The 13,887-nt window shown below is 71.1% G+C and carries 13 protein-coding genes; 9 read left to right on the top strand and 4 right to left on the bottom strand.

Annotation, left to right across the window (positions count from 1 at the left end; all coding sequences use genetic code 11):
• Positions 1-103: 103 nt before the first annotated feature.
• Positions 104-772, top strand: coding sequence for an O-methyltransferase (locus IE226_RS12290; protein ID WP_190081159.1), 669 nt, complete (start codon positions 104-106; stop codon positions 770-772).
• A gap of 50 nt (positions 773-822) precedes the next feature.
• Here IE226_RS12290 and IE226_RS12285 read toward each other — a convergent pair whose 3' ends face one another.
• Entirely contained in the window at positions 823-1,215 is a 393-nt protein-coding gene (locus IE226_RS12285; protein ID WP_190081158.1) for an FHA domain-containing protein, read from the bottom strand.
• Positions 1,216-1,392: 177 nt separating this feature from the next.
• Here IE226_RS12285 and IE226_RS12280 point away from each other — a divergent pair, with 177 nt between their 5' ends.
• From IE226_RS12280 to IE226_RS12265, 4 genes are all read left to right on the top strand, one after another.
• Entirely contained in the window at positions 1,393-1,800 is a 408-nt protein-coding gene (locus IE226_RS12280; protein WP_190081157.1) for a DnaJ family domain-containing protein, read from the top strand.
• Positions 1,801-1,885: 85 nt separating this feature from the next.
• Positions 1,886-2,215, top strand: a complete 330-nt coding sequence (locus IE226_RS12275) for an antibiotic biosynthesis monooxygenase family protein (protein ID WP_190081156.1) — start codon at positions 1,886-1,888, stop codon at positions 2,213-2,215.
• Between the two features lie 109 nt (positions 2,216-2,324).
• The gene (locus tag IE226_RS12270) at positions 2,325-2,963 is read left to right on the top strand and encodes a LysE family translocator (protein ID WP_190081155.1); all 639 of its coding nucleotides are present in this window, start codon (positions 2,325-2,327) and stop codon (positions 2,961-2,963) included.
• 5 nt (positions 2,964-2,968) lie between these two features.
• Positions 2,969-3,517 carry a GNAT family N-acetyltransferase gene (locus IE226_RS12265; protein ID WP_190081154.1) on the top strand — a complete coding sequence of 183 codons (549 nt, stop codon included), beginning with the start codon at positions 2,969-2,971 and terminating at the stop codon, positions 3,515-3,517.
• Between the two features lie 22 nt (positions 3,518-3,539).
• Here IE226_RS12265 and IE226_RS12260 read toward each other — a convergent pair whose 3' ends face one another.
• Positions 3,540-5,609 carry an MDR family MFS transporter gene (locus IE226_RS12260; RefSeq protein ID WP_190081153.1) on the bottom strand — a complete coding sequence of 690 codons (2,070 nt, stop codon included), beginning with the start codon at positions 5,607-5,609 and terminating at the stop codon, positions 3,540-3,542.
• A 137-nt stretch (positions 5,610-5,746) separates the two neighbouring features.
• Here IE226_RS12260 and IE226_RS12255 point away from each other — a divergent pair, with 137 nt between their 5' ends.
• A complete protein-coding gene (locus IE226_RS12255; protein ID WP_229870796.1) occupies positions 5,747-6,787 on the top strand; it encodes a peptidoglycan-binding domain-containing protein in 1,041 nt (346 codons plus the stop codon).
• 87 nt (positions 6,788-6,874) lie between these two features.
• Here IE226_RS12255 and IE226_RS12250 read toward each other — a convergent pair whose 3' ends face one another.
• Positions 6,875-7,540 carry an HAD-IA family hydrolase gene (locus IE226_RS12250; protein ID WP_190081152.1) on the bottom strand — a complete coding sequence of 222 codons (666 nt, stop codon included), beginning with the start codon at positions 7,538-7,540 and terminating at the stop codon, positions 6,875-6,877.
• Positions 7,541-7,844: 304 nt separating this feature from the next.
• Entirely contained in the window at positions 7,845-8,423 is a 579-nt protein-coding gene (locus IE226_RS12245; RefSeq protein WP_190081151.1) for a TMEM165/GDT1 family protein, read from the bottom strand.
• Between the two features lie 490 nt (positions 8,424-8,913).
• Here IE226_RS12245 and IE226_RS12240 point away from each other — a divergent pair, with 490 nt between their 5' ends.
• The 3 genes from IE226_RS12240 to IE226_RS12230 all read left to right on the top strand — a co-directional run bounded on the left by IE226_RS12240 (position 8,914) and on the right by IE226_RS12230 (position 13,842).
• Positions 8,914-9,561, top strand: coding sequence for an HNH endonuclease family protein (locus tag IE226_RS12240; RefSeq protein ID WP_190081150.1), 648 nt, complete (start codon positions 8,914-8,916; stop codon positions 9,559-9,561).
• Positions 9,562-9,712: 151 nt separating this feature from the next.
• Positions 9,713-11,443, top strand: coding sequence for an alkaline phosphatase D family protein (locus tag IE226_RS12235; protein WP_190081434.1), 1,731 nt, complete (start codon positions 9,713-9,715; stop codon positions 11,441-11,443).
• 380 nt (positions 11,444-11,823) lie between these two features.
• A complete protein-coding gene (locus tag IE226_RS12230; protein ID WP_190081149.1) occupies positions 11,824-13,842 on the top strand; it encodes an FAD/NAD(P)-binding protein in 2,019 nt (672 codons plus the stop codon).
• Positions 13,843-13,887: the final 45 nt, after the last annotated feature.

The following is a 13,887-nucleotide window of genomic DNA, read 5'->3' as shown; positions in this document are numbered from 1 at the left end:
ACGCCCGCACATCCCGACGACCCCAGTATGCGAGTCCCCACTGACAATCGGCCCTCCCCCGACTAACATCGTTAGCGAACCTAACGAAAACCGGAAGGCCCTCATGACCCAGCAGCAATGGAACGCGGTGGACACGTACTTCACCGACCTGCTCGCACCCGCCGACGAGGCGCTGACCGCGGCCCTCCACGACAGCGACGCCGCCGGTCTGCCGCAGATCAGCGTCGCGCCGAACCAGGGCAAGCTGCTCCAGCTCCTGGCCCAGATCCAGGGCGCGCGGCGCATCCTCGAAATCGGCACGCTCGGCGGCTACAGCACGATCTGGCTGGCCCGCGCCCTGCCCGCGGACGGCCGGCTGATCACCCTGGAGTACTCACCGGTCCACGCCGACGTGGCCCGCGGCAACCTCGCCCGCGCCGGCCTCGACAAGCTCACCGAGGTCCGGGTGGGCCCGGCCCTCGACTCCCTCGCCGCGCTCGCCGACGAGGACGCGGGCCCCTTCGACCTTGTCTTCATCGACGCGGACAAGGTCAACAACCCGCACTACGTGGAGTGGGCGCTCAAGCTCACCCGCCCCGGCAGCCTCATCATCGTCGACAACGTCGTACGGAGCGGCGGGGTCGTCGACGCCGACAGCACCGACCCCGGCGTGCAGGGCACCCGCAAGGCGCTCGAACTCATCGCCCGGCACCCGAAGCTGACCGGCACGGCGCTTCAGACGGTGGGCACGAAGGGCTACGACGGCCTGGCCCTGGCCCGCGTACTGGCCTGACCCCCGACGTCCCCTTGACCAAAGTTGACTAAAGCCAGGGCCCTCCGACCTCAACCCTCGTGATAGAACCCGACGTTCACGCTGCGCGGCCCGGCCCGGTCCTGGATCACGACATCGCCGGAGCCGCCCCGTGGCAGCGGCGCCGTCCCCCCGTATTCGAGGGGCAGCGCCACCCCGCTCACCGTGAGGCGCACCTCCGACGCCGGCTCGGGATGCGAGCCGCGCAGCCAGGTGACGGTCCAGGCCCCGTCGGTCCCGCAGCGGAACTCCAGATGCGTGCGCGACACGAACAGCCAGTCGTCCGGCGGCACGAGACGGCACACCCCGCGATCACGTCCCACCCGCAACACGGCACCCGGTGCGCTCGGGGCGTCAGCCATGAGCATGCCCGCGGTCGCCCCCTCGTCCGCCCCGGCCATGGAGGCCATGGTCAGCTCCAGCACGTACGTCCCCCTACTCCCGGCCACTCACGACCGCTCCCGAGCGCTCTCGACCGCTACCGGCCACTCACGACGAACCGGACGCGAACCCCGGAACGCGCTTCCGGCCGCTCCGCACCGCGCCGCCGCATCCTAAGTCGGCCCTCGCACGAATGCACTGGCCCTTGGAACAATGAACCCATGACCGAACGGAAGCCACCTGGAGTCGACTTCGAGTCATGGATCGACAAGCAGATCCGTGAGGCCGAGGAGCGCGGCGATTTCGCCACTCTGCCGGGCCGCGGCAAACCGCTCCCCGACGCCCTCAACACCACCTCGCACGACGAAACGTGGTGGATCAAGCAGAAAATGGCCCGCGAGGGCCTATCCCACCTCCCTCCGACTCTCGCCCTGCGCAAGGAGGCCGAGGACGTACTCGCCGCCGCGCCCGACGCCCCGTCCGAGCGAGCGGCCCGACGGCTGGTGACGGAACTCAACGCCAAGATCACCGAGGCCCTGCGCATGCCGCCGCCGGGCCCGCCCCTGGGTCTGAAGCCCTTCGACGTCGACGAGGTGGCCCGCACCTGGCGCGAGCGGCACCCGGACTGAGTCTCGGAGGCGTGCACCCGGACTGAGCCTCTCGGAGGCACGCACCCGGACCGATCCTGTCGGAGGCATGCGCGAGGATGGGCGGATGAGCATCGTGAAAATCAACGTCCTGACCGTGCCTGCCGAGCAGCGAGAGATCCTGGAGCAGCGCTTCGCGTCCCGCGCCGGCGCCGTGGAGAGCTCGGACGGCTTCGAGTGGTTCGAGCTTCTCCGCCCCGTCGAAGGGACCGACGACTACCTGGTCTACACCCGCTGGCGCGACGAGGAGTCCTTCAAGGCGTGGATGGAGGGCCCCATGAAGTCGGCCCACCAGGGCGGCGGCGCGGCGGGCGGTGAGCGGCCCAAGCCCGCGTCGAGCAGCGCCGCGGTGTGGTCGTTCGAGGTCGTGACGCAGGCCGCGCCCAAGGGGCAGTAGTCGCAAACCGCACGGAAAGCCCGCCGGGGGGAGGCGGGCGGACCGGAGCGGGACCGGGAGCGGGAAAACCGATACCGGAGCGCGTCGCCCCCGTGGTCCGATGGATCTCATGATGTCCACAGACCGGATACTCGCCTTCGCGGCCATGTCCTTCCTGCTGATCGTGGTCCCCGGGCCCAGCGTCCTGTTCGTGATCGGGCGGGCCCTCGCGCAGGGGCGCCGCGCCGCGCTGACCACGGTGGTGGGAAACACGATCGGCGCGTACGTACTCGTCGTGGCCGTCGCGCTCGGTGTCGGGTCCGTCGTGGAGCGCTCGGTCGTCGTCTTCACGGCGCTCAAGCTGCTCGGCGCCGCCTACCTGGTCTATCTGGGGATCAAGGCGGTGCGCCAACGTACGTCGCTGCACGCCGCGTTCATCGGTGACGGCCCCGCACACAGCGGTCTGCGTACGCTGTGGGAAGGGTTTGCCGTCGGTGTGGCCAACCCCAAGACCATCATCTTCTTCGCCGCCGTGCTGCCGCAGTTCGTCGACCGCGAGCAGGGGCACGTCATGTTGCAGATGCTGCTGCTCGGTCTGGTCTTCAACGCCATCGCCATCACCTGCGACAGCGTCTGGGGCCTCGCCGCGGCCACCGCGCGCGGCTGGTTCGCGCACTCGCCGCGGCGGCTCTCGATGGTCGGCGGGGCCGGCGGCCTCACCATGATCGGGCTCGGCGTCGGTATCGCCGCGACCGGGCGCAAGGAGTGAGCGCCGTGACCCGGGTCGATGTCGATCCCCTCCTCGGCGGCCCGTGGGCCATCGTCCCGGAAGCGGTCGACTCCCCTGTCGCCGCCGCGCTCTGGCGCACGTACTACACCGAGGTCAGCGACCGTTACTACCTCCTTCACGAGGGTCGCAGGACCACGCCCGACGAGCTGGAGCGCGAGATCGCGGCCGAGACGGGCGACGGCCTGCGCCCGCCCACCGGCACACTCCTTGTCGCGCGGTACGGCGGCGAACCCGCGGGGACGGCGGGCGTGCGGCTCCTGGGCGACATGAAGGGCATCAGTACCGCCGAGCTCAAGCGCGTCTTCCTCCGCGAGGACATGCGCGGCAGGGGCGGCGCCGCGCTCCTCCTCGCCGCGGCCGAGGACGCGGCCCGCGCGCTCGGGGCGGAGCAGATCATCCTCGACACGCGCCTCGATCTGGTCGAGGCAAGGGCGCTCTACGCACGGCACGGCTACGAGGAGAGCGAGCCGCTCACCGAGCGGCAGTACGCCGAGTGCTGGTACGTCAAGAAGCTCGGCTCCGCGGCCAGTTGAACGCCCGCAGGCGCGGCGCGGCTCAGGCGGCCATGCCGTGCTGCGCCAGCCTGCCGTTGTGCGGCCGTTCGGCGTCGGAGCCGCACATCTCGGCGCCGAGTTCCTCGACGAGCTTGACCAGGTCGGTGGGCCGGTCGGGGCCCCACCAGTCGCCGAGCAGCTCGGCGAGGGACTGCTCGCGTGCCTTGGACAGGGCCGCCACCGCCGTGCGCCCCTCGTCGGTCAGGGTCAGGCACATACCCTCGCGGCGGGCGAGACGGCGCTCCTCGACCTGGCGGGACGCCGCCGTGATGACCGACAGCGGCACGGTGCTGCGGTCGGCGAGCGTCGCCGGTTCGACGTGGCCGTGGCGGCTGATGCGCAGCAGGAGCCAGCTGGCGGCGGGCAGCAGGTCCAGGCCCGCGCGCTCCGTGATGCGTACGTAGATCTCGCGGCGGCCCTCCCTGGTGCCGAGGGCCGAAAGGGCCCGCGCCACCTCGTCGTGCGACGAGCGCTCGACGGGGTTGCTTGCGAGCGTCTGCGTCGTGTCGGGCGCCGTGACCGAGCGTCGCAGCTTGTCCTCGCGCAGGAACCAGGCGAGGACGAAGGCGACCAGGGCCGCGGGCGCCGCGTAGAGGAAGACGTCTGTGATGGCCGAGGCGTACGCGTGCAGGACGCCGGGGCGCAGCGCCGCCGGGAGTTCGGCGATGCCGCGCGGGTCGGCCTTCAGGGAGTCCGCGCTGACGCCGGGTGGCAGCGCCTGGCCGGCTACGGCGTCGGACAGTTTGGCGACGAGGCGGTTGGCGAAGATCGTGCCGAAGATGGCGACTCCGAACGAGGCGCCGATGGAGCGGAAGAACGTCGCGCCGGACGTGGCGACGCCCAGGTCCCCGTACGGCACCGCGTTCTGCACGATCAGCACGAGGACCTGCATGACGAGGCCGAGCCCGAAGCCGAAGACGAAGAAGTAGGCGCTCATCTCGGCCGTGCTGCTCTGCTCGCTGAGCTGGTGGAGCAGGAGCAGGCCGAGCGCCGTGATGCCGGTGCCCGCGACCGGGAACACCTTCCAGCGGCCCGTACGGCTGACGATCTGGCCGGACGCGGTCGACGAGATCAGCATGCCGACGACCATCGGCAGCATGTGCACGCCCGACATCGTCGGCGATACGCCCTGGACGACCTGGAGGAACGTCGGCAGATAGGTCATCGCGCCGAACATCGCGAAGCCGACCACGAAGCTGATGATCGCGGAGAGGGTGAACGTCCTGACACGGAACAGCTTCAGCGGAATGACCGGTTCGGCCGCCTTGCGCTCGACGGCGACGAACGCCACCGCGAGCACGACGCCGAGCACCGCGAGGCCGATGATCTGCGGCGACGCCCAGTCCCAGGTGGTGCCGCCGAGCGAGGCGACGAGGACGAGGCAGGTGGCGACGGCCGCGATGAGGAAGGTGCCGAGGTAGTCGATGGTGTGCTTCGTCGAGCGCACCGGGATGTGCAGGGCGGCGGCGATGACGACGAGCGCGACGACGCCGATGGGCAGGTTGACGTAGAAGACCCAGCGCCAGCTGAGGTGCTCGGTGAACAGGCCGCCGAGCAGCGGTCCCAGGACGCTGGTGGCGCCGAAGACCGCACCGAACAGACCCTGGTACTTGCCTCGTTCGCGCGGGGAGACGATGTCGCCGACGATCGCCATCGACAGCACCATCAGACCGCCGCCGCCGATGCCCTGGAGCGCACGGAAGCCGATGAGCTGGGGCATGTTCTGCGCCATGCCGCACAGGGCCGAGCTGATCAGGAAGATCACGATGGCCAGCTGGAACAGCTTCTTGCGGCCGTACTGGTCGCCGAGCTTGCCCCAGAGCGGCGTCGCGGCCGTCGCGGCAAGCAGATACGCGGTGACGACCCAGGACAGGTGCTCCATGCCGCCGAGTTCGCTGACGATGGTGGGCAGTGCGGTGGAGACGATGGTCTGGTCGAGAGCGGCGAGCAGCATGCCGAGCAGCAGCGCGCCGATGGAGACCAGCACACCGCCGTGCGCGTGCCCGTCCCGCGGCCGGGGGGCGGGGTCCGGCTCCGGCTCCACGGGGCGGGCGCTGACGTCCTGTGTCATGGACACACACCTCCTGAGGGCGCCCTGCGTGTCCTGCGGGGTCCTCCCCTCCATCCTGGTCCGTGAGACCCGTTATGGCCTGTTGAGGCCAAGATCTGCATAATCGCTGGAGTTCTCTAGGGGTGGGGTACGAAAGAGTGAGCAGCGACGAAATGCGTTCGAGCGGCGCCGCAGAGGGGCCGCGGTGTCCGGAGTGCGGTACCGCGCGCGAGCAGGGCGGCGCGCCCGCCTGCGGCTGTACGGAGCGGGTCGCGGACGCGGCACGGGAAGCGCGGTCGGCCGACGCCGCGGCGGCGGAGGATTTCGATCCGCTGCGGATACGTCCGTACGTGACCCTGCCGGAGCCCGGCACCGGGGACGATGCCGCGGCCACCGAACCCGCGGCGGCCGCCGCCCACGTTCTCCCGCCGGAGGCGACGGCTCCGCCACGCTCGGCGGACGTGGGTCTCTTCGCGGCGGGCGGCACGGCAAAGGACGGCCCCCGCCTGTCCCCGCCCCCTCGGCGGCACGGCCTTCCGTACGGTGACGGCCCTCCGTACGAAGACGGCCTTCCGTACGACGAGGAACCGGAGCCGCGGCGCGTGCGCATCGGCCTGTTCGCGGGCGTGGGCGCGGTGGCGGTCATCACCGTCGCGGTGCTCGCCGCGGTGCTGCTGCCGCCCGACAAGCCGCAGCGGGACGACCGCGCGCTGCCCGAGGTGCCGACGCGCGCGGTGAACGCCCCGTCCGGCACCGGCACACAGACGGCGACGGCTTCCACGCCGCCGCCCGCCACGCCCGCGTCACCGTCCCCGGACCCGTCCACGTCACGCGAGGCGAGCCCGACCCCGTCACCCTCACGCTCGGCATCGGACGAGGCGAGACCCACCAGGCCGCCGAGCCGCTCGACGGCGCGCGCCACGGAATCGGCGCAGTCGGACGCACCGTCGTCCGGCACCGTCCTGAGCCAGGGCGACCGGGGCCCGGATGTCGTGGAGCTGCAGCGCCGCCTGCAACAGCTCTACCTGTACATGGAGGAGCCCGACGGCACCTACGACGCCCAAGTCGCGGACGCGGTGGCCCGCTACCAGTTCGCCCGCGGCGTGCGGAAGGACGAGCGGGGGGTCTACGGGGAGGAGACGCGGGCGGCGCTAGAGGCGGAGACGTCGGAGCCTCGGGAGCATCGGCCTCGGCGGTAGCCGCCGGGGGGTGAGCCGGGCGACGCCCTGGGCCCGGGGCTCCGGCCCGAGCCCCGGGCTCCGGCTCCGGCTCGGATCAGATCGGCCTCAGCCGATCGTCAGCTGAAGCGTCCCGTCCCCGGCGGCGGTGACCCGCACCTGCGTCAGGTCGGCGACATGCACGGTGGGCCCGTACTCCCCGGCCCTGGGGCCTATCCCGACGACCCGCATGCCCGCCGCGAGCCCCGCGGCTATCCCGGCCCCGGAGTCCTCGAAGACGATGCAGTCGGCGGGGTCGAATCCCAGCTCGGCGGCCCCCTTGAGGAACCCCTCGGGGTCGGGCTTGCTCGCCCCCACGCATTCCGCGGTGACCCGCACGTCGGGCAGCGAAAGACCGGCCGCGGCCATCCGCCCGGTGGACAGCGGCACGTCGGCGGACGTCACGAGCGCGTGCGGGAGCCCTTCGAGGGACTCCAGGAAGGCAGCGGCCCCCGGCACCGGCACGACGCCGTCCATGTCCGCGGTCTCGGCGGCCAGCATCTCGCGGTTCTCCGCGTAGTTCTCCTCCATGGGCCGCTCCGGCAGCAGCACCGCCATCGACGCGTACCCCTGCCGCCCGTGGACGACCTTGATGACCTCGTCGAAGTCGAGCCCGTGCCGCTCCGACCAGCGCTGCCAGCAGCGCTCGACCACGGCATCGGAGTTGACGAGGGTCCCGTCCATGTCCAGGAGGAGGGCCCGGGCGGTCAGAACAGTGGCGGTCTCAGCCGTCATCGACGTACTCCAGAGCACAGAGGGAATCTCCGCGGAGGGTGCGTGCGGAGAAAAGATCAAGGCGGCTCCGCCCGCCGGTCAGGGAACACGGGCGGAGCCACTTTGTTCCCACACGGTACAAAAAGAGGCTCCCAGACGCCAGCACCGCAGGTCACACCCACAACGGCGACCCAATTGGATGCCCCAGGCACCCAACTAAACCAGACGCGACAGACGTGACAGACGCGGCATGTCGGACGACCCAGACAGGCCAGGCACGTCAGTCACGTCAGGTACTTCAGACACCTCAGGCACCTCAGGCACCTCAGGCAATCGCCTCATACAGGCTCCACACACCGAGCCCCAGCATCAGGAGCGCCGCGATCTTGGTGATGAGCGACAGCGGCACGCGCTTCATCAGCGCCTTTCCGCCGACGATCCCGAGTCCGGCGACCGCCCACAGCGCGAGCACCGCACCGAGACCGACGGAGAGCGGGTCGTCGTACCGGGCGGCCAGGTTCGCGGTCATGATCTGCGTCAGGTCCCCGAACTCGGCGACCAGGATCAGCATGAATCCGGCGCCCGACACCTTCCAGAAGCTCTGGTCCTTGGGCTCGCGGACCTCTTCTTCCTCCTCGCCGCCCTTCAGGAGCAGCATGGCCGCGCCGCCGAGGAAGAGGACGCCGGTCAGCGCGTGCAGGAGTTGCTGCGGCAGGAGGGTGAGCACGCTGCCCGCCGCCACGGCGAGCACGACATGGACGACGAAGGCGGCGGCGACCCCGGCGAAGACGTACGAGGCGCGGTAGCGCGTCCCGAGGACGAGCCCGGCCAGCGCTGTCTTGTCCGGGAGTTCGGCAAGGAAGACGACGCCGAACACGAGCGCCGTCACGCTGATGCTGATCAAGGTTCCTCAATCGGTCGGGGCTGCCCCACCGAGAGCAATCTGTACATCACGTACGACACCTCGGCACGGCAGCACACACGGACGCACACGGTCGCGTACGTCGGGCACTGCTTGCCGAAGGTCTCGCTGGCCGGCCGCGTCGATGACGGGACCTGCCTCCGGGCGCCGGCTCAGGCGAGCTGAGCAGTATGTCGACGGTCCGGCGAAGAGCTACTCCCCTTCTGCGCCATCCATCGTACGGGACGTCCGCACGCCCCGGACCAGGGCCTTTCGACCCCGCGGGAAAGTGACCCCGGCCACACGCGACGTCTTTTCGGACGCCCGTTCGGCAACTCCCGTACGCGTGAGCGGACATGACACGGCGCCAGAACTCTTGAACTGAGCACCTGTTTGACGCGACCCTGTCACCTGACGCACATCCACAGGAAACCCCGCCGCGTCACCATGGCCGCGCCAACGGCCAACATCCCCCCACAACAAGGGAGTTCGCATGCCCGCTGTCTACGCGCGTCGACGCCTCGCCACTCTCACCGCCCTGACCGCCCTCGCCTCCGGAGCGGCCCTCCTCACCGGCGCGCCCGCCCAGGCCGCTCCCCCGGCCCCTGTTTCCGCCGCCACCGCCCGCACCTACCTCGGCCAGCTCACGGAGAAGGCCGAGGGCTCGTCCGACGGCTACAGCCGTGAGAAGTTCCCGCACTGGAAGACTCAGTCCGGCGCCTGCAACACCCGCGAGGTCGTCCTCAAGCGCGACGGCACGAACGTCCAGCAGGACTCCAGCTGCGCGGCCACGTCGGGCACCTGGAAGTCCCCCTACGACGGCGGCACCTGGACCGCGGCGTCCGACGTCGACATCGACCACGTCATCCCGCTCTCCGAGGCCTGGAAGTCCGGCGCGAGCGGCTGGACCACCGCCCAGCGGGAAGGTTTCGCCAACGACCTCACCCGGCCGCAGCTGATCGCCGTCACCGACAACGTCAACCAGAGCAAGGGCGACCAGGACCCGGCCGAGTGGATGCCGCCCACGGCGTCGTACCACTGCTACTACGCCCGGATGTGGGTAGACGTGAAGCACCACTACAACCTCACGGTGAACGCGGCGGAGAAGACGAAGCTGTCCTCGATCCTCAACGGCTGCTGAGGCCGCGCACCTGCGAGCAGCGGGAATCCCCGGATGACCAGGGGGAACCCCCGGACCAGGGGGAACCCCCGGACCAGCGGGAATCCCCGGAACCTCGCCACGGACCTCCGTCGTTCCGTACCGTACGGGGCGACGGAGGAGAGTGATCATCGTGGCACGGCTGCGCCTGGGTCCGCTGCTGAGGTACGTCGACGATTCGACGGCGACGGTCTGGGTCGAGACCGACCGGCCCTGCACCGCCGAGGTGCGGTGCGCGGACGGCGCCAAGGGCACGGCCGACACGTTCCAGATCGCGGGCCACCACTACGCGCTCATTCCGGTCACGGGTCTGAATCCGGGCACGGAGACCGCGTACGAGGTGCGGCTCGGTGACGGCGGCGCCCCCGTGTGGCCGCTGCCGGACTCACCCTTCCCGCCGAGCACCATCCGCACGCCGGGCGGGGGCGCCGACGAGGCATTCCGTGTCACGTTCGGTTCCTGCCGCTGGGCGGCCCGGCCGAGCGGGGAGCACGACCCCGTCGGACCCGACGCCCTGGACACCCTCGCCGCCCGGATAGCCGGCGGCACGGCCGCCGACCGCCCGGACGTGCTGCTTCTCCTGGGCGATCAGGTGTACGCGGACAACACGTCGGAGGCGACGCGCCGCTGGCTCGCGGCCCGGCGGAACCTGAACGACCCCCCGGGCGCCCAGGTCGCGGACTACGAGGAGTACACCCACCTCTATTACGAGTCGTGGCTCGACCCCGAGGTGCGGTGGCTGCTCTCCACCGTGCCGAGCTGCATGATCTTCGATGATCACGACGTGATCGACGATTGGAACACCAGTGCGGCCTGGCTCGCCGAGATGCGCGCGACGCCCTGGTGGCGCGAGCGCGTGCTGAGCGGCCTGATGTCGTACTGGGTCTATCAGCACCTCGGCAATCTGCCGCCCGCCGAGCTGGAGCGGGACGAGCTGTACGCCTCGCTGTGCGCGACGCCCGACGGCACGGACGAGCTGCGCGCCTTCGCCGCCGCCTCCGACGCCGACCCCGGAGCGACCCGCTGGAGCTATCGCCGGGACTTCGGCCGCGTACGCCTGCTCATGGTCGACACCAGGGCGGCGCGCGTCCTGGACGAACAGAACCGCGCGATGATCGACCCGGACGAGGCCCGCTGGCTGCGCGAGCAGGCCCTCGACGGGGCGGACGGAACAGAGGGGGCGGACGGCGCGGGCGGGTCGGGCGGCGCGGGCGGGTCAGGCGGCGCGGGCGGGTCGGACGGCGCGGGCGGATGCGATCATCTCCTGATCGGTACGTCGCTGCCCTGGCTCCTGCCGCACCTCATCCACGACGCCGAGGGCTGGAACGCCGCGATGTGCCGCGGCGAACGGGGCGCGCGCTGGGCCCGTTTCGGCGAGAACCTGCGCAGGCGCTCGGACCTGGAGCACTGGGCGGCGTTCCCCTCGTCCTTCGACGCGCTGACCTCCCTGATCGCCGAGGTGGGCACGGGGGCGGGCGCCCCGGCGACGGTGTGCGTACTCTCCGGCGACGTCCACCACGCGTACATCGCCGAGCCGACGTGGCCGGCCGGCGGCGGCCCCGACGCCCGCGTCCTTCAGCTGACGTGCTCCCCCGTCCACAACTCCATCCCCGCGTCGATAAAGCTGGGCTTCCACTTCGGCTGGAGCAGGGCGGGCCGCGCGCTGGGCCGCCGCTTCGTGCGGCACGCCCGGGTCAAACGCGCCGCCATCAACTGGCGCAAAACAGGCGGGCCTTGGTTCGGCAACCAGCTCATGACACTGACGCTGCGCGGCCGTTCGGCGGAGGTGCGGCTCGATCAGGCGCAGGTGGTGAAGGGCGTGGGCGTGCGTCTTGCGACGACGCAGGAGTCACGGCTTTCGTAGGCCCGCGCTCCCTTTCGGCCCCGCCTGCGCTTCATGCCGGCCGGCACTCCCTATCGCCCTGTGCTTACTTTCAGCCCGTACGTCCTTTTCGGTCCGTACTTCCCTTCGCCGCCCCTTGGTTCCCCTTGCCCCGCAACGGCGACGGGGGTGTGCCGCGACACTCGCGTGACACAGGCCACACCCATCCGGCGAACCTCCGTTACGGGGTACGCCTTCGGGGCTTCCGGCGGCATGATGAGGCGGACCGTCCGCTTCCATCACTCCACTCCCCAGCGCCACCACTGCCCCATCCTTCCCGCCCTTCCCACCTTTCCCGCCTCCCCCACCCCCCAGCACCACCACTCCCCCCACCGCCCCCTCGATGCCCGGGAGCCACGCTTTTGTCCGCACCATCCGCAGCGGCCGTACCGGGACGTGACATCGCTGTCGCCGTCGTCGGCGCGGGACCCCGCGGCACGAGTGTCCTGGAACGCCTCTGCGCCTCGGCGACCGAACTCCTGCCACCGGGGGCGCGACTGACGGTCCACGTCGTCGACCCCTCTCCGCCCGGGCCTGGACGCGTCTGGCGGACCGCCCAGCCGGGCGAGCTGCTCATGAACACGGTCGCCTCGCAGGTGACGCTCTTCACCGACGAGAGCGTCGACTGCGCGGGGCCGATCAGGCCGGGCCCGAGCCTGTACGCGTGGGCCGCCGCCGGGCACGCGCCGGGACTCGGCCCCGACGACTACCCCACGCGCGCCTGCTACGGCCGCTATCTGGAGTGGGTCTTCGCCGAGACCCTGCGCGGCGCCCCCGCGACGGTCCGGGTCGTAGTGCACGCGGCACGCGCCGTGCGCCTCGACCCCGAGGACGGCGGCACGGACGACGGCGCCCAGCGCCACGCACTCCAGCGCCACGCACTCCAGAACCTCGCACTCCAGCGCCTCATACTCGACGACGGCCGTGAACTCTCCGGGCTCAGCGCCGTCGTCCTCGCGCAGGGCCACCTGCCCGTGGTGAGCGACGAGGGGCAGGAGCGTTTCGCCGCGCACGCCGCACGGCACGGCCTGCGCCACATACCCCCGGCCAACCCCGCCGACGTAGACCTGTCGGCCATCGCCCCCGGCGAACGTGTCCTGCTGCGCGGGCTCGGCCTGAACTTCTTCGACCACATGGCGCTCCTGACACAGGGCCGCGGCGGACGCTTCACGCCGGCTCCGGGGGGCGGTCTGCGCTATCAGCGCTCGGGACACGAGCCGAAGCTGTACGCGGGCTCCCGGCGCGGCGTTCCCTATCAGGCGCGCGGCGACAACGCGAAGGGCCCGTACGGACGGCACGAGCCGCTGGTCCTCACCTCCGACGTCATAGCCCGCTTCCGCAAGCGCGCGGACAACGGTGACGCCCCGGACTTCCTCGACGAGATATGGCCGCTGGTCGCGAAGGAGGTGGAGACGGTCTACTACACGGCTCTCGTCCGGCCCGCCGAGCGGTCCCCGGACTTCCGGGACGCCTTCCTCGCCACGCCGCACCACAGCCCCCAAGAGGCCCTGGTCCTGGACGAGTTCGGGATTCCCGAAGCCGCACGCTGGTCCTGGGACCGCCTGGCGCAGCCGCACTCCGGCCGGACTTTCCGCTCCCCCGACGACTTCCGCGCCTGGCTGCTCGCGTATCTGCGCGAGGACACCGCTCAGGCCGCGCTCGGCAATGTCGCGAGCCCGCTGAAGTCCGCCCTGGACGTGCTGCGCGACCTGCGCAACGAACTGCGCCTGATCCTCGACCACGGCGGTCTGGCCGGCGTCTCCCGCCGCGAGCACCTGGACCGCTGGTACACGCCGCTCAACGCTTTCCTCTCCATCGGACCGCCCCGGCGCCGCATCGAGGAGATGACTGCCCTCATCGAGGCGGGCGTGGTCGAGGTACTCGGCCCGCGTCTCGACGTGCGACCCACCGCGGACGGCACGTTCCTCGCGCACTCCCCCGACGTACCGGGGTCGGCTGTGTCCGTCACCACAGTCGTCGAGGCCCGGCTCCCCGAGCCGGACGTGCGCCGCACGGCGGACGAACTGCTCGGACGGCTCCTCGCCACGGGCCAGTGCCGCGCCCACGTCGTCGACGGCTACGAAACCGGAGGCGTGGACGTGACGCCTCGCCCCTATCACCTGATTGACCGTCAAGGTCGTTACCACGCAAGGAGGTTCGCGTTCGGGGTGCCCACGGAGGGCGTTCACTGGGTGACGGCCGCGGGGGCCAGGCCAGGCGTCGACTCAGTGACTCTGTCGGACGCGGACGCCATCGCGCGGGCCGTGCTGCGGACGGCGGCGGGCGCGACGGAGGTCCCCTTCGCGCCGGGAGCGGTCCCGTCCGCGGCCGGAAGTGGAATACCCGAATGGCCAGATGTTGAACTTGCAAGCATTGATTAGGTTCCCCTAACCTTGGGCCTCCGCTCGGTTACCGTCCCCGAAAAC

Source organism: Streptomyces longisporoflavus (genome assembly GCF_014649775.1).
GTDB classification, from domain to species: Bacteria; Actinomycetota; Actinomycetes; order Streptomycetales; family Streptomycetaceae; genus Streptomyces; species Streptomyces longisporoflavus.
Note: the sequence above shows the minus strand (reverse complement) of the source record. Positions and strands in the feature narration are given on the sequence as shown.